21 protein-coding genes are annotated in these 24,940 nt (G+C 44.2%); 5 read left to right on the top strand and 16 right to left on the bottom strand.

Features of this window, described 5'->3' with window-relative positions; all coding sequences use genetic code 11:
* Positions 1-12 precede the first annotated feature (12 nt).
* Positions 13-1,176 (bottom strand): two-component sensor histidine kinase DegS, encoded by a 1,164-nt coding sequence (gene degS, locus GNE05_RS18085; RefSeq protein WP_007407484.1) that lies wholly within the window; start codon positions 1,174-1,176, stop codon positions 13-15.
* Positions 1,177-1,398: 222 nt separating this feature from the next.
* Between degS and GNE05_RS18090 the strand changes: the two genes are divergently transcribed.
* Positions 1,399-2,046 (top strand): YigZ family protein, encoded by a 648-nt coding sequence (locus GNE05_RS18090; RefSeq protein ID WP_007614107.1) that lies wholly within the window; start codon positions 1,399-1,401, stop codon positions 2,044-2,046.
* Positions 2,047-2,050: 4 nt separating this feature from the next.
* Positions 2,051-3,238, top strand: coding sequence for an LCP family protein (locus GNE05_RS18095; protein ID WP_160183056.1), 1,188 nt, complete (start codon positions 2,051-2,053; stop codon positions 3,236-3,238).
* A gap of 98 nt (positions 3,239-3,336) precedes the next feature.
* Here the strand turns inward: GNE05_RS18095 and GNE05_RS18100 are convergent, their stop codons facing one another.
* The 12 genes from GNE05_RS18100 to GNE05_RS18155 form a co-directional block, all read right to left on the bottom strand.
* Positions 3,337-4,413 (bottom strand): glycosyltransferase family 4 protein, encoded by a 1,077-nt coding sequence (locus GNE05_RS18100; protein ID WP_003151382.1) that lies wholly within the window; start codon positions 4,411-4,413, stop codon positions 3,337-3,339.
* A 132-nt stretch (positions 4,414-4,545) separates the two neighbouring features.
* Positions 4,546-5,742: a teichuronic acid biosynthesis protein TuaH gene (gene tuaH, locus GNE05_RS18105; protein ID WP_160183057.1), complete on the bottom strand. Its 1,197-nt coding sequence runs from the start codon at positions 5,740-5,742 to the stop codon at positions 4,546-4,548.
* A 19-nt stretch (positions 5,743-5,761) separates the two neighbouring features.
* Positions 5,762-6,520 (bottom strand): teichuronic acid biosynthesis protein TuaG, encoded by a 759-nt coding sequence (tuaG, locus tag GNE05_RS18110; protein WP_060673978.1) that lies wholly within the window; start codon positions 6,518-6,520, stop codon positions 5,762-5,764.
* A gap of 23 nt (positions 6,521-6,543) precedes the next feature.
* Positions 6,544-7,224: a teichuronic acid biosynthesis protein TuaF gene (gene tuaF, locus GNE05_RS18115; protein WP_160183058.1), complete on the bottom strand. Its 681-nt coding sequence runs from the start codon at positions 7,222-7,224 to the stop codon at positions 6,544-6,546.
* The gene (tuaE, locus tag GNE05_RS18120; protein ID WP_032869544.1) at positions 7,221-8,708 is read right to left on the bottom strand and encodes a teichuronic acid biosynthesis protein TuaE; all 1,488 of its coding nucleotides are present in this window, start codon (positions 8,706-8,708) and stop codon (positions 7,221-7,223) included. The genes tuaF and tuaE overlap by 4 nt, the downstream gene beginning before the upstream one ends.
* A gap of 67 nt (positions 8,709-8,775) precedes the next feature.
* Positions 8,776-10,116 (bottom strand): UDP-glucose 6-dehydrogenase TuaD, encoded by a 1,341-nt coding sequence (gene tuaD, locus GNE05_RS18125; RefSeq protein ID WP_160183059.1) that lies wholly within the window; start codon positions 10,114-10,116, stop codon positions 8,776-8,778.
* Between the two features lie 4 nt (positions 10,117-10,120).
* Complete coding sequence (gene tuaC / locus GNE05_RS18130) at positions 10,121-11,317, bottom strand: teichuronic acid biosynthesis protein TuaC (protein WP_160183060.1); 1,197 nt, start codon at positions 11,315-11,317, stop codon at positions 10,121-10,123.
* Complete coding sequence (tuaB, locus tag GNE05_RS18135; protein ID WP_033575215.1) at positions 11,314-12,762, bottom strand: teichuronic acid biosynthesis protein TuaB; 1,449 nt, start codon at positions 12,760-12,762, stop codon at positions 11,314-11,316. Before tuaB ends, tuaC begins: the two co-directional genes overlap by 4 nt.
* Positions 12,763-12,798: 36 nt before the next feature.
* On the bottom strand, positions 12,799-13,458 hold the full coding sequence (locus GNE05_RS18140) for an exopolysaccharide biosynthesis polyprenyl glycosylphosphotransferase (RefSeq protein WP_003151373.1): 660 nt from the start codon (positions 13,456-13,458) through the stop codon (positions 12,799-12,801).
* A 253-nt stretch (positions 13,459-13,711) separates the two neighbouring features.
* The gene (locus GNE05_RS18145) at positions 13,712-15,202 is read right to left on the bottom strand and encodes an N-acetylmuramoyl-L-alanine amidase (RefSeq protein ID WP_021494104.1); all 1,491 of its coding nucleotides are present in this window, start codon (positions 15,200-15,202) and stop codon (positions 13,712-13,714) included.
* A gap of 25 nt (positions 15,203-15,227) precedes the next feature.
* Positions 15,228-17,345, bottom strand: a complete 2,118-nt coding sequence (locus GNE05_RS18150) for a SpoIID/LytB domain-containing protein (RefSeq protein WP_160183061.1) — start codon at positions 17,343-17,345, stop codon at positions 15,228-15,230.
* 22 nt (positions 17,346-17,367) lie between these two features.
* Positions 17,368-17,670, bottom strand: a complete 303-nt coding sequence (locus GNE05_RS18155; protein ID WP_017418804.1) for a membrane protein — start codon at positions 17,668-17,670, stop codon at positions 17,368-17,370.
* A gap of 178 nt (positions 17,671-17,848) precedes the next feature.
* Between GNE05_RS18155 and tagU the strand changes: the two genes are divergently transcribed.
* Positions 17,849-18,769 (top strand): polyisoprenyl-teichoic acid--peptidoglycan teichoic acid transferase TagU, encoded by a 921-nt coding sequence (gene tagU / locus GNE05_RS18160; protein WP_021494106.1) that lies wholly within the window; start codon positions 17,849-17,851, stop codon positions 18,767-18,769.
* Positions 18,770-18,820: 51 nt separating this feature from the next.
* On the opposite strand, the gene wecB is transcribed toward tagU, so the two are convergent.
* Entirely contained in the window at positions 18,821-19,960 is a 1,140-nt protein-coding gene (wecB, locus tag GNE05_RS18165) for a non-hydrolyzing UDP-N-acetylglucosamine 2-epimerase (protein WP_160183062.1), read from the bottom strand.
* Positions 19,961-20,237: 277 nt separating this feature from the next.
* Between wecB and galU the strand changes: the two genes are divergently transcribed.
* Positions 20,238-21,116 carry a UTP--glucose-1-phosphate uridylyltransferase GalU gene (gene galU / locus GNE05_RS18170; RefSeq protein ID WP_015240700.1) on the top strand — a complete coding sequence of 293 codons (879 nt, stop codon included), beginning with the start codon at positions 20,238-20,240 and terminating at the stop codon, positions 21,114-21,116.
* A gap of 34 nt (positions 21,117-21,150) precedes the next feature.
* Here the strand turns inward: galU and tagH are convergent, their stop codons facing one another.
* A complete protein-coding gene (gene tagH / locus GNE05_RS18175) occupies positions 21,151-22,704 on the bottom strand; it encodes a teichoic acids export ABC transporter ATP-binding subunit TagH (protein WP_103526587.1) in 1,554 nt (517 codons plus the stop codon).
* Between the two features lie 19 nt (positions 22,705-22,723).
* Positions 22,724-23,551, bottom strand: coding sequence for a teichoic acids export ABC transporter permease subunit TagG (tagG, locus tag GNE05_RS18180; RefSeq protein ID WP_021494109.1), 828 nt, complete (start codon positions 23,549-23,551; stop codon positions 22,724-22,726).
* Positions 23,552-23,785: 234 nt separating this feature from the next.
* Between tagG and GNE05_RS18185 the strand changes: the two genes are divergently transcribed.
* Positions 23,786-24,936 (top strand): IS3 family transposase gene (locus GNE05_RS18185; RefSeq protein WP_109567251.1). Its coding sequence is split into 2 segments (ribosomal slippage): positions 23,786-24,059 and positions 24,059-24,936, totalling 1,152 coding nucleotides; the frame shifts between segments, so codons are not numbered across the junction.
* Positions 24,937-24,940: the final 4 nt, after the last annotated feature.

Below are 24,940 nucleotides of genomic sequence, written 5' to 3' on the forward strand. Positions count from 1 at the left end.
CTATTTAACAAATTATAGGCCGAGAGATAACGGAACCTTAATCATGATAAATGTCCCAAGACCTATTTTAGAGTCTATCGTTATCGTTCCTTCAAGCAGATCTACTCTTTCTTTCATTCCCAGCAAGCCGAATGACTTGTTTTTCTTTTGTTTAGCATCCTTAATATCAAAGCCTTTTCCATTGTCCTTAATGATGAGAACGACAAAATCAGCGGTTACTTCCACTTTTACTGTAATTTCCTCTGATTCTGAATGCTTGAGTGCATTTGTGACGGCTTCCTGAGCGAGACGGAAAAGCGCCACTTCAAATTGCGGGGCAAGCCTTTGGTTCTCCGTGTCTCCGATGCACTGAAAATGTATTTTCACCTTTCCGTTGTATTCTTCAGTTGTATAAAGATATTTTCTCAGTGTCGGAATCAGCCCGAGATCGTCCAATGCCATCGGTCTTAAATCATATATAATCCTTCTGACTTCGTAAAGGGCATTCCGCACATTCTGCCGCAGATTTCTGATTTCCTGAAATCCGTCCTCCGTGCCGCGGTCGCGGAAGATCCGTTCAATTAATTCAGATCTCATCATGACATTTGCCAGCATTTGCGCGGGACCGTCATGAATTTCTCTGGAAACTCTTTTTCTTTCTTCCTCTTGGGCTTCAATGATTCTTAAACCGAAATCTTGTTTAGCCTGCGCATCGGCAAGAAGAAGCCCTACTTGGCGAAGGTCTTGATTCAGGTAATTCAGAACGACGGTTATTTGGCTGACCAACGATTCTGACCGTTCAATGATTTCCTGAAGACCTAAAAGCCGGCGTTCTAAATCATCTCTGCGCTCCCGCAGCTGCTTTTCACGCTGTTGGATCATCGTCAGTTCCACTTGAAGTTTGTGCGCCTTTTCATAGGCGTTGCGAATTTCTTCTTCGCTGAATTTATGGAAATTTCTGCTTACTTCAGACAAGCGGTTTCGTGCGTGCCGCGTATGAACTTCAAGTTTGTCGCCCAGCTCAATGACTTCGTAGACCTGCTGTTTGATCTGTTTGAGTTCTTCAACCAGCTGCTCATATTGCTGGCGCGACTGCTCTCCGATTTGAAAAACCTCGTCCTTACTCCCGTCCACGGTTTTCAGCATTTTCATAAGTATAGAATCCAAAACTTTGGAGTCCATCTTCGATTTATTCATCTGTCTCCCTCCGTAACGGTGTTGTTATGTATTTTTATTATAAATGTAATTGAACTGCAATTTATGTCGAATTATAATGAAAGAATGCGTATATTCTAGAAAAAAACATTTTTATATAGTATCTTACTCTTTCATGATACCAAAATATGCGCAAAAATTCTAAAGTCTGTTCGAATTTGTAGAAACAAGTCTTTTAATGCTTGTCAGGAGGGTCCAGCAATCATGCTGCACAGCTATTTAACAGTTAAAGAAACGGGTGAACATGAGATTGTGATTGAAAAATCGCGTTTTATCTGTCACCTGAGCCGTGCTGCTTCTGAAGAGGAAGCGCAGGAATTTATACAAAAGATAAAAAAACAGCACTGGAATGCGACTCATAACTGCTCTGCTTATCTGATCGGCGAAACCGACCATATACAAAAGGCGAATGATGACGGAGAACCAAGCGGCACAGCCGGCGTCCCCATGCTGGAAGTGCTGAAAAAACGCGGTCTGAAAGATACCTGCGCGGTGGTTACCCGGTATTTCGGCGGAATAAAGCTCGGTGCAGGCGGATTGATTCGTGCATATGGGAAGTCAGTGTCTGAAGGCTTAAATCATATAGGAGTTACGGAGCGGAAGCTGATGCGGATTATGCATACATCAGCGGATTATACGTGGCTCGGCAAGATAGAGAACGAACTGAGAGAATCAGTTTTTTTACTGAAAGATATCCATTATGCGGATCATGTCGAATTTGAAACGTACGTTGAAGAAAAAGACAAAGACGAGTTTATCAAATGGATGACAGAACTGACGAACGGCAAGAGTAAGAATACAGAGGGAGAACTGACGTATTTAGAAACAGACGTCAGCCCTAAAGGAGACTAATGTAATGGCTGAACGTGTAAGAGTGCGTGTTCGAAAGAAAAAGAAAAGCAAACGAAAGATCATATTCAAACGGATTTTGCTGCTGCTTACCCTCGTTTTGTTAGTCGCTGCCGGGTTTGGCGGATACAAAGTATACAAAACGATCAATGCGGCAGATAATGCATATGATGCCCTTTCCCGCGGAGACAAATCAAAATTGCGGGATAAAGTCATCAATATGAAGAAAAAACCGTTCTCCATTTTGTTTATGGGGATCGAAAATTATGCCACCAGCGGAAAAGGCGGACGATCAGATTCCCTTATTGTCGTTACCCTTGATCCGAGAAATAAAACAATGAAAATGCTGAGTATTCCGCGTGATACGCGGGTGACGCTTGCCGGCGACACAACCGGTAAAAAATCAAAAATCAATGCGGCTTTTGCTAAGGGCGGAGCGGATGAAACCGTGTCAACCGTAGAAGATTTATTAGACATACCGATTGATAAATATGTCACTGTCGACTTCAATGGCTTTAAGGATGTTATTGATGAGGTAGGCGGGGTCGATGTAAAAGTGCCTTTTGACTTCGACGAGATGAGTGACGTCAGTAAAAAGAAACGGATCTATTTCAAGAAAGGAAACATGCATTTGAACGGTGAGCAGGCTTTGGCTTATGCGCGGATGAGAAAACAGGATAAGCGCGGAGACTTCGGCCGGAATGACCGCCAAAAGCAAATCCTAAATGCACTGATCGACCAAATGTCCAGAGCTGGAAATATTGCTAAAATCGATAAAATCGCTGAAACAGCGAGCAACAACGTCCAAACGAATATCCGAATCACTGAAGGACTCGCTCTTCAGCAGATTTACAGCGGCTTTACCAGCAAGAAGATTGATACACTGACCATAACAGGATCAGATTTATATTTAGGCGGAACTGCAACTACGCGCGGAACATATTATTTCCAACCGGATCCGACCAATCTCGAAAAAATACGGCAGGAATTGCAGAAACATCTGGATTACCCATCCGGAAGCAGCACGGGAACAGACGGCACGACTGATTCGACTTCCAGCAGCACCGGAACGGACAGTACGACTGATTCGACTTCCGGCAGCACAGGAACAAGCGGCACAACCGATTCAACCAACGGCACTGCTGGCGCAAACGGTACGGACAGCACACAGTCCGGCGGCACAACAGGCTATTAAGAGTAAACCCGATCCTTTGAGCAGGATCGGGTTTTTTTATATAATAAGAGAATAGCAGAATCCACAAAAAAGCAGACCATTCGCATGATCTGCTCTTTTTAATTTTTCTTTACCAATCTTTTGTAAAACTTGGTAAATGGTTTAAATTGTTCATTTACTAACCCTGTGACCTCTGCTATGATTTGCATAAATACAATCAATACAAAAATAATAAACAGCGAAAGCCATATGGTCGCGCTTTTCAGCAGGATGGCACTGACGCTGAAAATAAAGCCGATTAAATAAATGATAATGACAGCCGTGCGGTGTGACAGCCCGAAGGCCATCAGCCGGTGGTGTATATGTGACTTATCAGGCGCTGAGATCGGCTGTTTGTTTAAAATCCGCCTGATGACGGCGAATGTCGTATCAAAAATCGGCACGCCCAAAATGATGATCGGAATGATGATACTGAATAAAGTAACACTTTTATAAAGACCTAATAATGAGAGTACTGAGATGACGTATCCGAGAAAGAGCGATCCGGTATCTCCCATAAATATCTTTGCCGGGTGAAAATTATAAAATAAAAATCCGAGTGTGCTTCCTATCACGACAAGTGAAAGTGACAGAATAAGGATTTTCCCTCCGGACAACGCCATAACGGCGATAGTGGAGAGTCCGATGACCGACAGGCCGGCAGCGAGTCCGTCCAAACCGTCAATCAGGTTCATCGCGTTCGTAATACCGACGATCCATAACACAGTCAGCGGGTAAGCGACCCATCCCAATTCTAAACGTTCCGTTAAAAACGGTACGGAGAAAAAGTCCATTTTCAGTCCCGTGCTCACAATCATAATGGCCACGGCCAGCTGGACGAAAAACTTTACCTTTGCGCTTAATTGGTATTTATCATCAAGGATTCCTAAAATAACAATAATAAACGCACCCACTGTGATGGCGGTCATTTTCGTTTCATTATATATGCCGGCCGCGAGCACACCCGCCGCTACGCCGATAAAGATGGCCAAGCCGCCCATACGGGGCATTATTTTATCATGTACTTTTCGGTTGCTGGGCTGGTCAACTGCACCTATTTTGATCGCAATTTTTTTTACGATAGGAGTTAGGATTAAAACCGTTAGCAGAGAGACAAAAAACGCAACAACTATGCGAAACATGCGTTCGTCAAGCATAAAGAAGTCTCCTTTGGAATTATATGAAGTCTTTTCTGATATTGAACCGTTCCTTCCATTATAATTCTTACTAGTTATTATAACAAGCATCATCAAAAAGAAACACGCAAATCAAAAAATGCGCTTTCCCTTTTAATGGGATTGCGCATTTTTCAATATACCCGTGCATTCGAGCATTCGGCCGAATAAAACATTCCAATCCCGTCTCCGGGCCAATTCACGGCGCAAAGCCTCATATGATCCGCTGCGGTCCGCTGCCAGAAGCGCGTCGCAGGCCGCGATGAAATCTGCGGGGTCACTGCCTTCAACGTATTCATAGACGAAAGGCCTTTTGATTTTTGACGTAGAAGAAAGGTTGCAGCCGACAACCGGTTTCCCGGCGGCTAAAAATTCAAAAAGCTTAAGCGGAAATACCGCATCATTATAAGGGGAATTTTTATACGGCATGATGCCGATGTCGACAAGCTGCATATAGGACGGCACTTCATTCGGGGCGGCAGGTCCCGTCCAGATGACATTCGGACGCTCCAGAAGCGACTTGAAATCCGAATCGTCCTGAGCCGTGTTCGGGCCTACCAATAAAATCGTCCAGTCAGGCCTCACATCTGCCGTTTTCGCCAGAAGCGCAAAATCGAGCTTCGGTTTGATTCCGCCGATAAAACCGAGAACCGTTCCGTCCCGTCCCCGTAAAATGTCTTCATCCGGCTGTTTATTTTCCCGTGAAAACAGGTCATATTCCACACCGTTTTCAATGGTGAACACTTTCTGGTGCGGATTCTCCAGCTTTTTTCCGACCTCCTGGTGCAGACAGTCAGATGTACATGTAATGGAATCGGCACGCTGAATGATTCTCATTTCCGCCTGTTTAATGATGTTGCTTCTAACATTTGACAGCACTCCGGACCGGCCGCTGATCGGAGCGGCCCACAGATCACTGCAATCGTAAATCACTTCATCCCAAGGAAACAGATCTGCCAGCAGCGGAAAACCGGGGAAGGTGTACCATAAGCAGCAGCGGGCCCCTTCCCCTTCTTCCTTCAGCACGTTCACCAATGGTGAAAGCTTATGCCTGTAGCACATGTCTGTATACCTGCCGAAGCGGAAAGCTTTTTGCTGCATGAGATCCTTTACAGTGAACTGCCGGATTCCCTCGGCGATCCCGGCCATCTGACCATCATTGGCTCGCGGAGACGGGCATACCCAAATGACGCTTTTCGTTTCTTTTTGCCGGGCGAGAAATTCAGCCAGCCGGTGCCGTCTGTATCTCAGCCGGTCATGCCCCCATTCCGCCGCTCCGACGATTACGTGAATAATCGGTTCCACCTTCATCACCCAGCTCCTCTGACGCCTACAGTCTTTTCAAGACCGCGTTTTTCGCATATTGCATAAAACACCACGAAGCCTTGATAAAATGCAGGCGCTCAATTTCTCTATAAACAAACCACGTTTTTTTTGCGGCTTTCCACTTGTTGCTTGAAATCGAATTCTGCACAAGCCTGTATTCTGAAAGGCACTCATTCAGGCCGTAAGCCGTAAATCCCCTTTTCAGCAAGGAAAGCCATGTCGCTAAATCCTGCCGCGTTCTGATATCAGGCATTTGAATCTGCCCCGTCTGCTCTCTGTCAATCATGACCGTTAAACATCCGATAATCGTGTTTTTTAAAGCTTCATCATATGACAGGCTTTCAGGGGCTTGAATCGTTTTGTCCGTCGGCGTTCCGTCCTGCTCCATGACGCTGTAGCCCGTAAATGAAAAAGCGCAGGACCGCTCTGCCATAAACGCAAGCTGTTTTTGAAGCTTTTCCTTTTTCCATCTGTCATCGCTGTCCAGAAATGCGACATAACGGCCCTTGGCATGTTTAAGGGCTGTATTTCTGGCAGCCGCGGCTCCCCCGTTTTTCTCTAAATAAACGACGCGGATCCGCTCATCCTTTTGTTCATAGTGCTGTAAAATATCTCTCGTTCCGTCCGTTGAACAATCATCCGCAATAATCATTTCCCAATGCGGGTGGCTTTGATGTAAAACAGACTGAATCGTGTCTTCGATATATTCACTTGCGTTATAAGACGGTGTAATGACAGATACGAAAGGTTTCCAGTTTGTCATGGTCACATCTCCATCGCAGATTTTTACAAGGACTCTCTAAAAAACTCAGGAATGACAATGAACATAAATGCAACTGCAATGCCGATTAAAACGCCCAGAACCGCTTTCCTTTTCGGCGGCATGCCTTCTCCCGCCGTTTCATTCATCGGCTCTGAATTGATGATGCCGGCCGCTTTCAGGTTCAGCTGCGTATTTTTCAATTCGTATAAAAATCGTTCCTTATCCACTTTGGCGTCCGCGCTGACGGTTTCTCCTTCAAGCGCAGCAATACTCTGCCGCACTACTTTTGCCCGTTTTTCAAACAGGTCCTGATCATTCTTCAGAAAAGTTGTTATGACGGCTTGAAACACCGATTCAGTATCCTGTTTGTTTTGGCCGCTGTAGCTGACCGTGATCAATGAATCTGATTGTGTTTCGACAGTCAGTTTACTTTTCACGGCCGCTCTTTCTTCGTCTGTTTTATCAGGCAGAGCCTGCTTTAAAAAGGCATCGCTCATCAAAAGGAGCGGGATTTCTTTTGTATTGTTATAAAGCGGATGATCATAATTTCCCGCGGCGATCGCGGCTTCTGATGTAAAACTGCTGCTCCCGCTGATTTTTGACGGCACTACATATCCCGCCGCCCCTAACACAACGGGCAGCGCAATGATCCAAATAATATTCTTTTTGATACGCCGGGTTATTCTTGTCAACATATCCTTCATCTCGCATCTCCCTGTTTTTCATAGTACGCCGTGACGGCAGGCTCCTTTTGTAACCGCCTCAATATATTGACCGCCGCGATCACGAGCGAGAGAAATACCCAGTGGAAAAATAAATTTGATACGGAGCTTGGGCTGATGCTGCTTACCAAAAAACCGGCCATCGCCGTGATAAGTCCTTCTGTGATCAGTCTTGACTGATTTTCCGATTTTCTTTCATGACATTTATAAAGTGTCCAAAAAAGGAACAAATAGACTGTCAGGTAACCGAGCATCGTAAGCACGCCGAAGTTCGCCATAATCTCGACGAGCCAGTTGTGCACCTCAACTACGCCGCCCGTATCATAAACGGGCTCCGCTTTTAAATAGTAAGAGACGTTTCCGGCACCCACTCCGAACCCCCAGGAATCAATCACATAGTGAAAGGCGTTTTTTAAAAGATTCGCCCTCGCAAGGTTGGAAGGAAGCGGTTGCTGTCCCGGCATCGCCTGCGGAGCTGAAAACAGATTCAAGACGGCGTTGGTGATACGGCCCGCAAATAAAACCGCAAACAGCGCCGCACCCGCTCCCGCTGCGTACAGCGCGAGTTTTTTCAACAGGGAAGGCAGCAGGATGAAGACGTATACAGCCGCCCCCGCACATATGCCCAGCAGACTCGCGCGCGAACCGGTCAAAATGATTAAATACAAAGCGCAGATTGCAAAGAGCAGGCTGACGGCCTTCACATAGCCGTTTTTCATATTTTTCACCGCCGCCGCATACAGAAAGAAACTGATGCACAAAAACGTCGCGAAATCATTTTGATTAAAGAAAACGGACGTCGGATAATGCTGTTTGTACTGCGGGCCGTTATAAAGCGTGGAGCTCGGCAGATGGTGGTGTGTAAAATGGTTGTAAAAGCCGATCGCCATCACAAAAATGGTCATCACAAGCCATATGCCGTAAAAAACCATCAGCTGATCAAAGCGCTGAATGAACATGACAATAAGATAAATCAAAAACATGCCCATTCCCATTAAAGCTAAATATTTAATCCCGTACGTCACGGATTTTGCCCACAATAACGATAGGAGACCGTATGTAAACCATAAGGCGAAAAACATCAGAACCCCTTTTACATTCACCCGATTCCATCTGTCAATATGATGACGGTTTGTCAGGATGCCGGCGACGTGAAGGGCGCCCGCTCCGATTAATAACAGCCGGTATATAAATAAGCTGAAAAATCCGAGATGGACCGCAAAGAAGGCCTGGTTTAAAAATGTACACGCGATCAGGATATAAATGAGCCCCATAAACATCTGACCGTTTGTTGTAAAGGCGGATAGCAAAGCAAGTCCGGCAAAGCCGATCATGGCGGCAAACAGCAGCACGGTGATTTTTCCGAATCCGGCATCCGCCCTGACCGCCTCCAGCATGATGAATCCTCCTGTAATGAGAGCGGCAAGCAGCACAAGAACATGTGCCGCTGAACGTTTGATACTCACATGGCAAACCCCTTTCCAAAACCGGCAGCCGAGCCGGGCTGCCGAGAGCCTGAAGACAAATCTTTTTCTATCTTGCCAGTTCTTTTATTTGCCGATCGGCATGAACCGCCGGACGTCCGACGGAATGATAAGTGAATCCTGAAACCCTCATATATTCCAGCGGAAACATATTTCTGCCGTCAATGATGACCGGCTGTTTGAGCAGCTGCTTCACTCTCTGAAGATCCATCTCCTTGACTTCCGGCCAATCTGTTGTAATCAGGCATGCGTCCGCGTTTTTGATGGCACTGTACAGCTCTGTGTGATATTCAATGCCGCCGTCTCCTAATATCGCTGACGCTTCGGGAATCGCGATCGGATCATACGCTTTCACGTGAGCGCCCTGCTCTTTAAGACTTGTGATGATATCAAGAGCCGGGGCGGAGCGGACGTCATTTGTGTGCGGTTTAAAGGCCAGCCCCAGTACGGCCGCGGTTTTCCCTTTTAAGGGACCGATGGCGCGGTTCAATTTTTCCGTAATACGGACCCGCTGCTTCTGATTGGTTTCAATGACGGCTTCCATCATTTGAAACGGATAGCCGGCGGTGTTTGCGATATGCAATAAAGCCGTTGTATCCTTCGGAAAGCAGGATCCGCCGAATCCGATGCCCGCCTGCAGAAATTTATTCCCGATCCGGCTGTCAAGACCGACGCCTTCTGACACGTGGGAAATGTCCGCCCCGACACGTTCGCAAATATTGGCGATATCGTTAATAAAAGATATTTTGGCGGCTAAAAAAGCATTTGCGGCATACTTAATCATTTCCGCGCTTTCAAGATTGGTCTTTACGATCTTCGTACGGAACGGCTTATGAAGCTCTTCAATGACCGAAGCGGCATGTTCGCTTGTGGCGCCGATAACCGCCCGCTCCATCTGCATCGTATCCTGCACCGCCGAACCTTCGCGGAGGAATTCAGGATTTGACGCGACATCAAATGGATATTTTCCCTTTGACGCTTCGCTGACGATTTGGTAAACGAGCTTTCCCGTCCCGACCGGAACAGTGCTTTTGGTGACAATGATTTTGTATCCGTTCAGCTGTTCTCCGATTGTTTGCGCCGCTGCCTTAATGTAGGTCAGATCGGCTTCACCCGTCTTTGACATCGGCGTACCGACGGCGATATAGATGATATCAGCGGCTTTCACAGCCGGCTCAATGCCGGCCGTAAAGGATAAGCGCCCGGCACTGACATTTTTTTCGGCTAATTCCTCAAGCCCCGGTTCATATATCGGGATGACTCCGTTTTGCAAGCTTCTGATTTTCGCTTCATTGATGTCACAGCAAGTCACATGATGGCCGATTTCCGCAAAACAAGTTCCAGATACAAGACCTACATACCCTGTTCCTAATACAGCGATTTTTTTCACAGCTTCATCCCTCTTTCGAAAGGTTCTCCTCTTGCCCGGCCCGGTTCATTACGGATCGGTATTTCTCTTTCAGTGCTTTCGCGTTTTGGGTTGCGTCAAAATACGTGCGGACGGTTTGATAAAGTTCCTCGGCTGTTTGCGGCGTCCAAGCCTCTCCTCCGTCATATTGCAGAATCGATTCTGCCAGCGTCTCAGGTGAACCCGGCTTGATCAGCAACCCTCGGTGTTTCCCGAATAAAGAAGCCAATCCTCCGACATCGGTGCAGATTACCGGCACCTTCAGAGCGAGCGCCTCAATGACCACAGTCGGCATGCCTTCGCTGTAGGACGGCAGCGCCATTACATCCGAGGCCAGCAGATAGTCCTGTACCTTGTCGTTCGGCACTTGCCCCGTGACGATATGAGCGGCTTCCCGCAATGAAGATGCGGCGGGACCGTCACCGACAAAGACAGCTTCATAATTTTCATCCAATGACTGAACGGCTTTTGATAAGTCGAAAACACCTTTCTCTTTGACAAGCCTGCCGATGAACACGATCAGTTTTTTATCCGGAGGAAGGCCGAGCCGTTTTCTGACGGCTTCTTTCGTCTCGTTCCTTTCTCGGAAGGCGTCAAGCGTGATGCCGATCGGAAGCACGCTGCACTCCGCTTCGATGAGCTTTTTCATTTGTTCCCGCAGACTGCCGCTCACAGCGTAAATATCGGCTGCTTCCCGCACCGCAAATGTAAATGCGCGATGAGCGCTTTTGCTGTAATGCGGATAGACATTGACATCACTGCCATGCAAGGTCAGCACATACGGAATGCCTAAAGCCTTTGACACAATGGCGGCCGCTCCGCCTGACGGCATGGCGAAATGCGCGTGAATCAGATCGGGCTTCAGGCCATGATTTTTAATCGCGGAAAGAACCGATGACGCCATTCTTTTATGCGGCTGCGCCCATTTCAGCTGCCCGGGAACCGCCTGATAAAACGGCCGGTGGACGGACACGCCTTTCCGCCATTCATGCGCCGGCCTGATATCCTTTTGCCGATACGTCTTTTTCAGCACCCGGAATGGCGCGGGGAGTTTCGGCCGCGGACAAATGACGGTCATCTCCGCGCCAAGCTTTCTCAGTTCTTGGGCCTGCGTCTCATGAAAAACGCCTTCTCCCGGCTTCTCACTGCTCGGATAGACACTTGTCATCCACAATACCTTCATAGCAAACGTCCTTTTCTTAATTTACTTTTCATATGCGGATAAGCTTTTCCTAACAGGAATAAATAACACAACGCGCCGCAGGCTACGGAGATCGCCAGCCGCAGCTTGACATCAAGGCTGATCCGCTCCGTGCCGAAGCTGGCTGTAAAAGCGATGACACCCATTGCCGCCGTAAGCAGAAACGGTTTGGCCACGGCTTTGAAGTAAGCCGACAGCCGCAGCTTAATGACATATGCCAACAGCCAGCGCCCGATCAGGAAATTCAGGATGCTGATGAAAGCGTACGTCCAGGCTACCGTCAAGAGATTTCCGGACAGCACGGCGGCGTACAAAGATGCACCATACAGCAGCATCACCCCGGCGTCCCAATAAAACGCCAGATCGGCCCGCCCTTTTGCGAGCAGCACAGATCCGTTCGGATTCATCAGAACCCTTAATATCCCGACGATGGCGAGAACGTTTAAAACCGGGACAGCCGCCAGCCATTTTTCTCCGAATACCGAAGCCACGAATGCATCCGACACTGAAACCAAACCGAGCAAAAGCGGAAAGGATATCAGCGCGAGTATTTTGGTCATATTGAGAAATCCTTCTCTGATAACGCTGTTTTCATGCTTGTTTTTCGCAAAGACGGGAAACGCGACTCTCGTAATGATCGGATTAATTTTTAATACCGGAAGCGTGACAATCTGGTAGGCCAGATTGTAAATGCCGAGCGCCTCAGCGCCGATAAAACTGCCGATCAGAATCATATCAATATTCGCTCCGAGCCGGTTCACAAGCCGGGAAGACAGCTGAAAGGCCCCGAAAGAAAAGAAGCCTTTCATTCCTTTCAGATCAAAAACCAACGCCGGTCTCCATGTTTTTCTGCAGGCCATCCAGTACAGAATCCCTTTCGACGATTGCAGCAGCACCTGGGAAATCACATAGGCGAGAATCGGGTCCGTATAAAAAACCGCGGCCGCCAAATACACGAAGGACAGCACATTTGAAAAGATTTCAATCTTGCTTAACGTGTTAAATGCCAGCGCTTTTTGCAGCATATACTGGTATTGCTGACCGATGGGCGCGATTAAAAACATGACGGCCAGCACGCGGATTAAATAGACAAGCTCCTCCCGCCGATAAAAATCGGCGATGAGCGGACTGCTGAAAAACAGCAGCGCAAACAGCGCAAGTCCCGTTACGATATTCAGCCAGTACAAGGAAGACATCTGTTTATCAGTCACATGATCTTTTTGAATGAGCGCGGCGCCAAAACCCATATCAAGCGCAATTTGGGCAAACACCACTACCGTTGTGATCATGCCGACAAGGCCGAATTCAGCCAGTGACATGACCCGCCCGAGCAGGGCGAATTGGATGATTTGAATGACCGTAATACACGCTGTCGAAATACTTGTCCATTTGGCGCCGCTCAAGATTTGATTTGTAATACTAGGCATCGTTTTCCCTACTTTTTTGTCTGCTGACCAGAATTTTTATCGCGCCCCGTCACCGGTCCAGATCACTTTGCACGTTTTGAGCATAATCTTCAGTTCCAATGAAAAGGTCAGGTTGCGGATATAATATAAGTCAAACATTAGTTTTTCCCTCGGTGTCATGTCATATCCCCCGTTGACCTGCGCCCAGCCGCTTAATCCCGGCTTAACGGCCAGCCGCTCCGTAAACCCCGGAATCTCAGCCTGAAACTGTTCCGTAAACACGGGCCGCTCGGGACGCGGGCCGATCAGGCTCATTTCTCCCCGAAGCACATTTACCAGCTGCGGCAGCTCATCAATACGGGTCCTTCTGATAAAAGCGCCGACCTTTGTCACGCGGGGATCCTTTTTCAGCGCCCAGACCGCCCCCGATTTTTCAGCATCTATTTTCATAGAGCGGAGCTTATACAAATAAAACGGCTTCCCGTCTTTGCCTACCCGCTCCTGCTTATAAAAAGCCGGGCCGGGCGACTCCAAACGAATCAGTATGGAGAACAGGCCCATCACCGGGAGCGCCGCCAAGAGCCCCGCAAGCGCAAACACAATGTCCATGAATCGCTTAAAAGCCAAATAACGGGCCGTTCTTTCCGTAACGGCAGCGGAAGTCCCCTGCCGCACTGCATAGTTATTATTTACATTCATGCTTTTCTCTGCTCCCACTGACACACACCTCACGATTTGTTGGGATGTTTGATGACCTATGCCGTGAGTTTAGCAGATGGATGTTAATTGGAAGTAAAGGAAGCGTTAATGTTTATTAGAATGTTTCGATTATTGTTTTTTTATTGTAAATCTATTCATATCCATAAACGGCCGCTACTATAATTGAAAAGGATCATTATGAGCGGAAAACAACGAAAAAGCCTGCCGATCAATTTTGACCAGCAGGCTCGTACACAAATATATAAAAGTTTTACTTATAATAAGACACGATTCCATCATTGATGGCTGCAGCTGCCTTTTCCTTATAGGATGCTTGCTTTAATTTACTTGCATCAGACGGATTCGTAATAAAAGCCGTCTCTACTAATACACTAGGCATTTTGGAATACTTAATGACATAGAATGGCGCTGTTTTAACCGCTCTGTCTCTTGTTTTTAATGCATTAACAACCTTAGGCTGAATTTGTCCTGCCAGGCGTTTGCTTGCAGCGGCTTGATATGTCTCATCATAGTAGGTCTCAGTTCCGTTTGCAGAAGTTGCATCATTTGCATTGCCGTGAACGCTGATGAATAAATCCGCTCCTGCGGTTGCACCTTTATTTACCCTTTCCTGCAAGGAATAAAATGTATCATTAGACCTCGTCATGACCGGCAGAGCACCTGAAGCATTTAATTTTGTATTCAGCCTTTTAGCGATATCAAGATTGACGTCTTTTTCTAAAATGCCGTTACCTATAGAACCGGAATCTTTCCCTCCATGACCCGGATCAATTAAAATTGTTTTTCCCGCTGCCGGATTTTTCAGCTGGTTTGCAACATTTGAGCTGACAGCCGGGGTATTCCCAATAATGGTAAAGCTGCTTAATTTTTTTCTCCCGATAAAGACTCTTGTTTCTTTTGAAAGATTGCTGCCGTTTGTCAGAATGATAGATTGTTTTTTCTTTGCAGCAAGAGCAGCACCCGCTATGGAGTCTGCATACCCGAAACCATTGCTGACGAATACATTGCCTGTCGGAAGATTTAATTGCTGAACTAGATTGGCCGCAAGTTCGTATCGATTGCTTCCGCTGATTCTTTTTGGAGAAGGGAGTTTCTTAAAGACAGAGGCATTTATGCTCCCGGTTCCCCCTGCTACAATAGAGCTTTTGATCCCCTTGCTTTTTATAGCTCCTGCTGTGGCACTGTTGATAGCTGTTTTATTCGTAAACAAAATTGGATATCCGTTCTTTGCGGCATATGGAATTGCAGCTATTGCGTCAGCATATAAAAATCCGTTTGCAATAACGGCTTTTGAGGCGGCAGGCATTTCCTTTGCTACTTTAGCTGCCGTATCATATCGGTTGCTTCCTGAAATTCTCTTAACACTGATGCCGAGCGCTTTGATTTGATTTGCTGTATTTGCTGACACAGCAGGCGTTCCGCCGACGATAATGACCGTTTTTGTTTTTAATTCTTTCAGACGGGTTTTCGTCTCTGATGACAAATTATCTTTGTTTGTGTAAAGCAGCGGCGCATTTTTCTGATATGCCATCGGGGCAGCGGATATAGCATCTGCATACGAACCTCCGCCGACGACAACAGCTGTACTCGCTGTTGAATACACCTGCTTGGAAAGCGCAGCAGCCGTACCGTACCTGTTGCTTCCCCCTACTCTTTTAACCGCGTTGTCAGCTAAGGCTGACGGGATAAATAAGATGAGTCCCAGCATAGAAATGATCAGGACTTTAAGATAAGAACGCAATTGCCTTCCTCCTGCTCTTGTTTATTTAATAGTCAGTCAATGTAGTGCCCGGATAATAAAATTTTAAAATTGAACTATATGAATCTCCTGAATCCGCTCTTGCCTTAGCGCCGTATTGGCTCATGCCGATGCCGTGTCCATATCCCTTTCCGCTGATTGTAAAAGCAGAACTGTTTTGACTGACGGTCACATAAGTGCTTTTAAACACGGAGGCTCCGATCATCGTTCTCAATTCAGTCACCGGCACAGTCATTGCAGATGTTTTATTTGCCTCGTAATTTCCATTGTTTTGTTTGACAGCGTAATTCACTTTCAAAGTTGCTGTTTTAGCCCGCTGTCCTTTAGTTGTTCCGCTGAATGTAAGATCTTCTATTTTTAAAATTTTAATGGCGGAAGCGCCTGTTTCCTTATTTTTCAGAATCCAATTTTTAATACCGCTCAGTTGAGCTGCATTTGTCTCATTCTTTGAAGCAAACCAAGAGGCCGGCTTATTTACATCAATTGAATCCGGATTGATTTGCTGCTTAGAAAGCGTCAGACTCCAGGCAGTTTGAGGATCTTTTGTGTCTTTTTTCGCAGTTAAATAAGGAACGCTTGAACCCCATACTTCGTCGCTTGATTCTGTATAACCGCCATTACTCGATGAATAAGCCGCCGTAATTAAATTCCCTTTGTAAGTCAGCACCTTATTTTTTGTCTGCTGCACCGCTTTCGTTGTATTGGCATTCCAGCTGTACCCGCCATATACTTGAAAAGCAGTAGTATCAGCAACAGTGCTCCCGGTCTTCGTAATTGAGTATGTTCTTGCCGCAACCGTTTGCGCCTTCAGCGCTTCAAGAGACCAGCTTGCAGGCATTTCATTCGGTACGACACCTTTTAAATAATCTTCAAAAGGAATGTTTTCATTTACAGGTCTGATATATTTGCCTGACTCTATTGAAAAATTAACCGTCCCCAAGTATTCTTTTCCATTCAAACTGATCCGGTTGGATTCATTGTACGTTTCCGGTTTTATTCTCAATGAATTCCCATATGTTTTAATATGATTAAGATTTAACTTTCCATTATTGATTTGTAAGTTGTATGTGCTTCCGCCGGCTAAGTAAAAATGGTTTGAAAGCTCATTTTCAACCCCGGCGGAAATGGAGCTTGTACTTCCGATAAAGTCGTATGCATACGACGCCTTCTCTTTTGTCACTGATTTAGCTGCTGAAGGAACATCATCTTGTTTGATATATAATATTTGGCTGTTTTTTTTGGCGGCTAAAGAAGCGCCAACCAGGACATCAGCATATTTCGTTCCATTAGTCATGACGACTTTATCAGCCTTCAACTTTAGCTGATTAATGATATTAGCAGTCAATTCATACCGTGTTGATCCGGGTATTCGCTGCACAGTTGAAGTTTTTTTAATTTGATTTTCTACAGCATCACTCACGCTGAACGAACTCCCGATAATTAAGACTTGCTTCGGAAGATCATAATCCGGCAATTTATCCTTTTCAGTCAGTAGAATGGGATAGCCGTTTGCAGCGGCATACGGAGCAATGGCTAAAGCGTCTTGAAAAACATTACCTGTTACAACAATTGCTTTATCGTAATTTCCCATTTGTTTTGCAATGTTTTCAGACAGAACATAACGGTTTTTCCCGCTGATTCTTTTCACAGCTCCATAAGACTTAAGCTTATTTTCAACGTCCTTTGAAATACTTTTAGCCCCGCCGATGACCAGAATATTATCGGGATTGAACTTAGCAATCTGTTTTTCTGTTGTTTTTGTTAAAGTGTCCGGCTGTGTAAATAACACCGGCGCATCCAATTTTTTTGCCAGAGGAATTACTGGTAATGCATCGATAAAAACATCACGATTGATGAGAATAACGGTTTTAGGATTCGTCCATTGGGAGTCAGATGCAAGAGCCGCCGTCTCATATCGGGATGCCCCCGAAAAGCGGTTGGTTACAGACACATGATCACCGGTAACCTGATAAAAACCGGTTGGAGATAAAGAAATGCTTGATTGATTTCCTATGTAATTTGTCAGCTTAACAGATATATTTGAATCTGCCGCAAAGGAAACCGCCGGTATAAGCAATATAACAACAGCTAGAGTCAGTCCTATTAAATGTTTGCAAGTTTTCAAGATTACAGCGTCCCCCTATTCATTAATTTGCCGGTTCGATATCCTTCAGCATAAGCTGTCCCTTGCTATTTTTTTGATATTTTACTGTCACTTTGTCGCCATTATCCAAATTCTTAACATCGTCGGCTGATTCTTCAGTGATATCAAAACTTACCGGTTCATGATCCACAGTGACTTCTATTGTATGAGTATCCGCCAGTCCTACATAAGTGCCCTCTTTCGTTACCAGCTTTTCACCCGCATCCTCGCCCTGAGATTTTTCATTATTAACTCCGCACCCGGCGAGAAGCAGTATAAAGAACAAACATCCAAAAATTTTTTTCATTTTTTTCACCTCATTATGGATTATCGACAATATATTATCTATTTTAAAGAAAAATTAAGAAACATTGAAACTTTTTTCGATAACATTCGACTATATTAGGATTTATTGTATTCTATTATAAAATATTGAATTTACTAGGAGTTCGATTTCCAATTTAAAACAGATGGGGTGTATTGAGATGAGAAGTAAACGAAGAAAAAAGAAAAAGACTTTGTTACTGGTCTTTCTGACAATCATCGGCATTTTTATTTTAGTTTCCGGCGGCTTTACATACTATCTATGGCATAAAGCGGCATCAACCGTCGCCAGTATTCACGAAGACATTAACAAATCGAATAAACGCAGCACTGAGGTGAAAATAAATAAACAAGAACCGTTCTCTGTCTTGATCATGGGAGTGGACGAACGTAAAAATGATAAAGGAAGAGCCGACTCGCTCATTTACCTTACTGTCAATCCAAAGACAAAAACAACGGAAATGGTCAGTATTCCGCGTGACACTTATACAAAAATTATCGGCAAAGGCACGATGGATAAAATCAATCATTCATATGCATTTGGCGGTACGCAAATGGCAGTAGATACTGTGGAGAATTTCTTGAACCTTCCTGTAGATTATTTCATTAAAGTAAATATGGAAAGCTTTAAAGATGTCGTTGACACTTTAGGAGGCATCACTGTCAACAGTACATTCGCTTTCAACTATGACGGTTATTACTTCAGCAAAGGCAATATTTCATTAAACGGTGATGAAGCCCTCGCTTACTCACGAATGAGAAAAGAAGATCCTAAAGGGGATTTCGGGCGCCAAGACAGACAGCGGCAGATTATAGAGGGTATTATCAATAAAGGGGCAAGTATCTCTTCTGTCACGAAATTCGGAGATATGTTTAAAGTAGTAGAGAACAATGTAAAAACGAATTTAACCTTTGATGATATGTGGGATATTCAATCCGGCTATAAAGATGCCCGCAAGAAAGTGATTCAGCATGAGCTGAAGGGTGACGGCACTAAAATCAACGGAATTTACTATTATAAAGCAGATGAAAACGGTCTTGCTTCCATTACTAAAGAATTGAGAAGTAGCCTCAACCTTTAAACTAATGCAGAAAAAGCAGCTTCGCATACATTATGCGGAGCTGCTTTTTTGTTACACCTCGAAAGAATCAGGACGCTCTGAACGCAGTCCGAATTGATAGAGCAGCTCCTCAGCAATCCTTCTTGACGCCATGCCATCTCCATAGGGATTAGATGCCCGCGACATTTTTTCATATTCCTGCTTGTCTGTCAGCAGCTGTTTTGCCATCTGATAAATCGTTTCTTCATCAGTACCGGCTAATTTCAGAGTGCCCGCCTCCACTCCTTCGGGCCGTTCAGTCGTATCGCGCAATACGAGAACCGGCTTTCCTAAGGAAGGAGCTTCCTCCTGAACGCCTCCTGAATCAGTTAAAATAAAATACGACCTTGACGCAAAATTGTGGAAATCAATCACTTCAAGAGGTTCAATTAAATGGACGCGCTCCGAATCACCAAAGTGCTTATCAGCAGCTTCACGTACAGCGGGATTCAGGTGTACCGGATAAACGACTTGCACATCGCTGAATTCATCTGCGATCCGGCGGATGGCTTTAAACATAAGTTCCATCGGCTGACCTAAATTTTCCCGGCGATGCGCCGTCAGTAAAATCATTCTGTCATTGCCGATTTTTTCAATAATATTATGGGAGTATTCAGAGTGAACCGTTGTATGCAAAGCATCAATCGCTGTATTTCCGGTAACAAAAATGGAGCTTTCTTTTTTATTCTCATTCAACAAATTTTGCTTCGCTTGCTGAGTCGGAGCAAAGTGGATATCAGCAAGCGAGCCAGTCATTTGGCGATTCAATTCTTCCGGAAAAGGTGAATATTTGTTGCCCGTGCGCAATCCGGCCTCCACATGTCCGACTGCAATCTGGTGATAGAAAGCTGCAAGGCTTCCGGCAAAGGTTGTTGTCGTGTCACCATGAACAAGAACAATATCAGGTTTGATTTCCTTAAACAGGCCGTCCAGTTTTACCAGGGCGTTTGAAGTAATTTCAGCCAGCGTCTGCCGTTCTTTCATAATATTCAAATCAAAGTCAGGCTTAATTTGAAATGCGTGAAGAACTTGATCCAGCATTTGTCTATGCTGGGCAGTCACAGTGACATATGATTCTATTTCAGGGCGTTTTTTTAATTCGAGCACAAGGGGCGCCATTTTTATCGCTTCAGGCCTTGTACCGAATACCGTCATGACTTTAAGTTTTTTCATATCTCTTTCTCCTGTATCAAGTTTGTGATCATTTTTCATTATCAACCCATTTTACACGATATGATCCGCCAGTTAAATATCTTGTATTATTTTTCCCATAAATGAAAAAGGATATATCATTAAGGCTTTACGGATAAAACTTGTTTAATAATGGTTTATCTTATATCATTAAAAGTGTTAAAAATGAAATATCGGGTATACAGAAAATATCAGCAAGCCTGAGTCTGTATAGATATCTTAACTTATATTTAAGTGACGCTAAGGAAGGTGCTTTAAAGTGAAAAAAGTACGCAAAGCCATAATTCCCGCTGCAGGTTTAGGGACACGCTTTCTGCCGGCAACAAAAGCCATGCCGAAAGAGATGCTTCCGATTGTAGACAAACCAACGATTCAATACATAATTGAAGAAGCGGTTGAAGCGGGTATTGAAGACATTATTATTGTTACGGGAAAAAGCAAGAGAGCCATTGAAGACCATTTTGATTACTCACCAGAGCTGGAAAGAAACCTAGAAGAAAAAGGGAAAGTCGAACTCTTAGAAAAAGTCCGAAAAGCCTCTAATCTTGCTGACATTCATTATATCCGGCAAAAGGAGCCAAAAGGTCTTGGACATGCCGTTTGGTGCGCACGTAATTTTATCGGTGACGAGCCATTTGCCGTCCTTCTCGGAGATGATATCGTTCAAGCTGAAAAACCAGGGCTTCGCCAGCTGATGGATGAATATGAAAAAACACTTTCTTCTATTATAGGGGTTCAGCAAGTGCCTGAAGAAGAAACCCATCGTTACGGAATTATTGATCCGCTGACAAGTGAAGGCCGCAGATATCAGGTGAAGAACTTTGTTGAGAAGCCGGCTCAAGGGACTGCTCCGTCCAATCTGGCAATACTGGGACGTTATGTCTTCACTCCTGAAATCTTCATGTATCTTGAAGAACAGCAAATTGGTGCCGGAGGGGAAATTCAGCTTACAGACGCTATTCAAAAGCTGAATGAAATCCAGCGGGTTTTTGCTTACGATTTTGAGGGCAAAAGATATGATGTTGGTGAAAAACTAGGTTTTATTACCACTACATTAGAATTTGCGATGCAGGATCGTGAACTGCGTGATCACCTTATTCCTTTCATGGAAGACCTGTTAAGAAAAGATGAATTATAAGAAAAAAAGCTGTTGGATTTATTCCAACAGCTTTTTATTTTATAATGCAGGTTAAAGTTTGATTATCGTTATTGATAATAAAAGCGTATTTATCATTTGCCGCAATAAATTGCCGATCACTGCTGCCCTTTATAACATCTTTATTATTCAGGGATAGATCTGCCGGAGTAATAGCTGATATTCCTCTGAAAACAAGCTGCTCGGCCTTGCCATTATTCACTACATAACTGACCTCGCCATTTTTAAGATATAGCATCTCCCGGCCGTTCACTACTTCTTTCTGCAGCTCTTTCATTTCTTGCTGAATATCATTAACGCGCTCACCGAGATGTGACACAAGTTGATCAATATCACCCTGCTTTACATACGGAGAAAAAGCGGATGCTTTCACATTTGAACTTTTTTCGTTATAGACCGCTGCATTTTCCGGGATATAGTACGTTTTATTATTGACCTCAATCTTTGCTGATTGCCTGTCTTCAGTTACCACTTTCACCTGAGCACCGAACGGAATAAGGAAGTCCGCCTTTTTTTTCAGCTCTGTATCTTTATAGGCCTGCGTCTGGTCTTTTAATACGAAACCTTTTTTGTTCACCAATATCTGGTCTTTCCCCTTGTTAACATCATCTTGATATCCGATCTTACCGAAGGAAGCGATAGTACGAAGCGGGGCGCTGAAAAACATGGTTCCTGCCATAAACACAAGCAGTATTGATAAAATAGCAATTTGAATAGCATTGACTGCTGATCCGGATTTACTATTTTTCTTTTGTTCCTTCACAATTGCCTGCTGCTCAGGCGATTCTTTTTTACGTTCAGCAACCTGATCTTTCTTATATTTCTCTTTGTCTTTTTTGGAGAGTTTATTAAACCAATCGATAAATGCTTTGTACTCTTTGACGACGGTTTCAGTGTCGTCGAACATTCTTAATTCACCATAGTGCATCCAAGCCACACGGTCACACATTTTTTCAATCTGACCAATGGAATGACTCACAAAGAAAATGGTTTTTCCTTGTTCTTTAAATTCCTGGATCCGGTCAACACACTTCTGATAAAATGTCTGGTCTCCTACGGAGAGGGCTTCATCAATGATTAAAATATCCGGATCTATATGCACGGAAATAGCAAAACCAAGGCGGGACTTCATACCGCTTGAATAGTTTTTCACCGGCTGATTAATAAAATCACCGATCTCAGCAAACTCAACTATGCTTTCATACATCTCATCGATTTCTTTATTTGTCAGCCCCATCATTAAACATTTAAGCCTTATGTTATCCCGGCCCGTCAAAGCATTATTTAAACCGGCTGCAATCGCAATCAGCGACGGCTGGCCGTTCATTTCAATTTCACCGCTTGTCGGCGGTATCACTTTTGCAAGCAGATTGGACATCGTCGATTTACCCGATCCGTTAATTCCCACAAAGCCGATTGTCTCCCCTTCATATACATCAAAGGAGACATTTCGCACAGCGAAAAAACCGTTATCTTTAGCAGGGAAAAACAAACCTTTTATTTTATCCGACTGTTTTTCATAAAGATGATACTGCTTTGAAACATTTCGAAACGAAACCTTTAGTTTCATCGTACAATCTCCTTACGTATTAAAGAAAGTCAATAAACTTATCTCTGAATTTCATGTGTAAAACAGAACCGACTGTTAACAAAAATAAGGTGAACAGCCAGAAATACAGTGTATATTTCACATCTTGAAAGAACCACTGACCATCTAATAAGCTGTTCCTGAAACCGTCAATTATATAAAAAAGCGGATTCAGCTTCAAGACAGGAACCAATTCCGGGTGAGCTGCCCCCAGCTTTGAGTTAATATCCCAAAAAACCGGCAGGAGGAAAAACAAAAGTCTTGTCACTGCCTGCAGAAGAAACTGATAGTCTCGGATCAGCACGCTGATTGTCGAATTAAACAAGCTGAACGAAAATAAGAAAGCCATCAGACAAACAAAATAATAAATATATTGAAGCCAATGAAGGCTCGGATAGATTCCGCTGGCGAGCAATGCAATGATATAGATCACCATCATAATTGCATAACTGAACAAATTAGAAGCGATGGCGACAGACGGCAAAGAACTGATTGGAAAATTCATTTTAGCCACCATTTTAATTCTTTTAAATACACTATTTGATCCGTCTAATATTGTCGGACTTATAAAAAACCACGGTATCAGACCTGCAAGCATCCACAAAATAAAAGGCACTTCTCCGGCACCTGTAACCATCGGCCCCCCTTTTCTGATCCCCAATCCAAAAACAAACCAATAAGCAAGCATTTGAATAAGAGGATTTAAAAACTGCCATAAAACGCCTAAATAATTCATTTGATATTTAGACTTTGTTTCGTAGGCTGCTAAACGCATGATTAAAGGAAATGATGTTACTTGCTCTTTTAGTATTTTCACTACAGCATTCATTTTAATCTTCCTTAGGTTGATTTGATTTTATAAAGCATCGCTGATAATTGTACCAGAAATCAAATTTTTTTTCACTTTCAAGCCGCATGCAAATGCTGCTAAAAGGTTTGTAAAGCATAATAGAAAAACCCCTTGATACGGGACTGACCCCATAAGATGAGACAAACAAAAAACACCTTCAAGTTTGAAAACGGATGATTGTTAGCCGAAATTAGACTTGGAGGTGTTTTTTCTATGGGGACAAGAGTGAGTTATCCGGTTGAAGTGAAACAGAAGGCTGTAGAAATGAGATTGGCAGGCGTGCCTATGAAAGAGATCATGCAGGAATTGAATATTAAGAATAAGACACAGGTTCAGACATGGGTTAGATGGCATAAGACTGGGGATACACATCGATTCGAACAGCCTGTCGGAAAGCAATACACTTACGGAAAAGGCCCGGAGTATTCTTCCGAATTAGAGAAACTGCAGGCAGAAAATCGTTATCTGAGACAACAGAATGAAGTTTTAAAAAAGTACAACGAATTGGAAAGGAAGCTGATAGCGAAACGCCAGTCGAGCTTGTAGAAGCATTGCGCGGCACAATGACCATACAGGATATCTGTATTCATTTAGGTATCTCACGAGCATCTTATTATCGTTGGAAGAAGAATCTGATGAAAGATAATCCTAAATACCATTTAGAAAAACAAATCGGCACGTTGTGCCGAGAACACAAGTTTCGATATGGCTATCGGAAAATCACAGCCATATTAAAAAAGGGAATGCGTGTGAATCATAAAACGGTTCAGCGCATTATGCAGAAGAATCAGTGGCAATGCCGGGTTAAGGTGAAAAAGCGCAAGAAAGATGGGCAGCCATATGCCGTGGCCGAGAATATATTGGATCGAAACTTTCAGTCTGATCGCCCTCTGGAAAAGCTAGTAACGGATATCACATATTTGCCTTATGGGCAGAAACAATTGTATCTTTCCAGTATATTGGATTTATACAATGGAGAAGTGATTGCTTTTACAATTGGCGATAGACAGGACACAGACTTTGTCTTACACACACTTGATCAGCTGCCCGCACTGCCAGAGAACTGCGTGTTACATAGTGACCAAGGTTCTGTTTATACATCTTATGAGTATCAGAAAGCTGTTAAAACAAAAGGCATTACCCTGAGCATGTCCCGCAAAGGGACGCCCGCTGATAATGCCTCCATCGAATCGTTTCATTCCTCACTAAAGTCTGAAACGTTCTATCTTAACAGCATTGATCGAACTACGACGACCATCGTAGAACGCACTGCCATAGAATACATTCATTATTATAACAATATTCGTATTCAAACGAAACTAAACAGCCAATCGCCGATACAATATCGGCAATTGGCTGTATGAAGGT

This window comes from Bacillus sp. AM1(2019) (assembly GCF_009906915.1).
Classification (GTDB): domain Bacteria; phylum Bacillota; class Bacilli; order Bacillales; family Bacillaceae; genus Bacillus; species Bacillus velezensis.

Bases quoted from the DNA above. Each gene is read 5' to 3' on its own strand.
- degS (WP_007407484.1), bottom strand. From the start codon at position 1,176: ATGAATAAATCGAAGATGGACTCCAAAGTTTTGGATTCTATACTTATG.
- GNE05_RS18090 (WP_007614107.1), top strand. From the start codon at position 1,399: ATGCTGCACAGCTATTTAACAGTTAAAGAAACGGGTGAACATGAGATT.
- GNE05_RS18095 (WP_160183056.1), top strand. From the start codon at position 2,051: ATGGCTGAACGTGTAAGAGTGCGTGTTCGAAAGAAAAAGAAAAGCAAA.
- GNE05_RS18100 (WP_003151382.1), bottom strand. From the start codon at position 4,413: ATGCTTGACGAACGCATGTTTCGCATAGTTGTTGCGTTTTTTGTCTCT.
- tuaH (WP_160183057.1), bottom strand. From the start codon at position 5,742: ATGAAGGTGGAACCGATTATTCACGTAATCGTCGGAGCGGCGGAATGG.
- tuaG (WP_060673978.1), bottom strand. From the start codon at position 6,520: ATGACAAACTGGAAACCTTTCGTATCTGTCATTACACCGTCTTATAAC.
- tuaF (WP_160183058.1), bottom strand. From the start codon at position 7,224: ATGAAGGATATGTTGACAAGAATAACCCGGCGTATCAAAAAGAATATT.
- tuaC (WP_160183060.1), bottom strand. From the start codon at position 11,317: ATGAAGGTATTGTGGATGACAAGTGTCTATCCGAGCAGTGAGAAGCCG.
- tuaB (WP_033575215.1), bottom strand. From the start codon at position 12,762: ATGCCTAGTATTACAAATCAAATCTTGAGCGGCGCCAAATGGACAAGT.
- GNE05_RS18155 (WP_017418804.1), bottom strand. From the start codon at position 17,670: ATGAAAAAAATTTTTGGATGTTTGTTCTTTATACTGCTTCTCGCCGGG.
- tagU (WP_021494106.1), top strand. From the start codon at position 17,849: ATGAGAAGTAAACGAAGAAAAAAGAAAAAGACTTTGTTACTGGTCTTT.
- wecB (WP_160183062.1), bottom strand. From the start codon at position 19,960: ATGAAAAAACTTAAAGTCATGACGGTATTCGGTACAAGGCCTGAAGCG.
- tagH (WP_103526587.1), bottom strand. From the start codon at position 22,704: ATGAAACTAAAGGTTTCGTTTCGAAATGTTTCAAAGCAGTATCATCTT.
- tagG (WP_021494109.1), bottom strand. From the start codon at position 23,551: ATGAATGCTGTAGTGAAAATACTAAAAGAGCAAGTAACATCATTTCCT.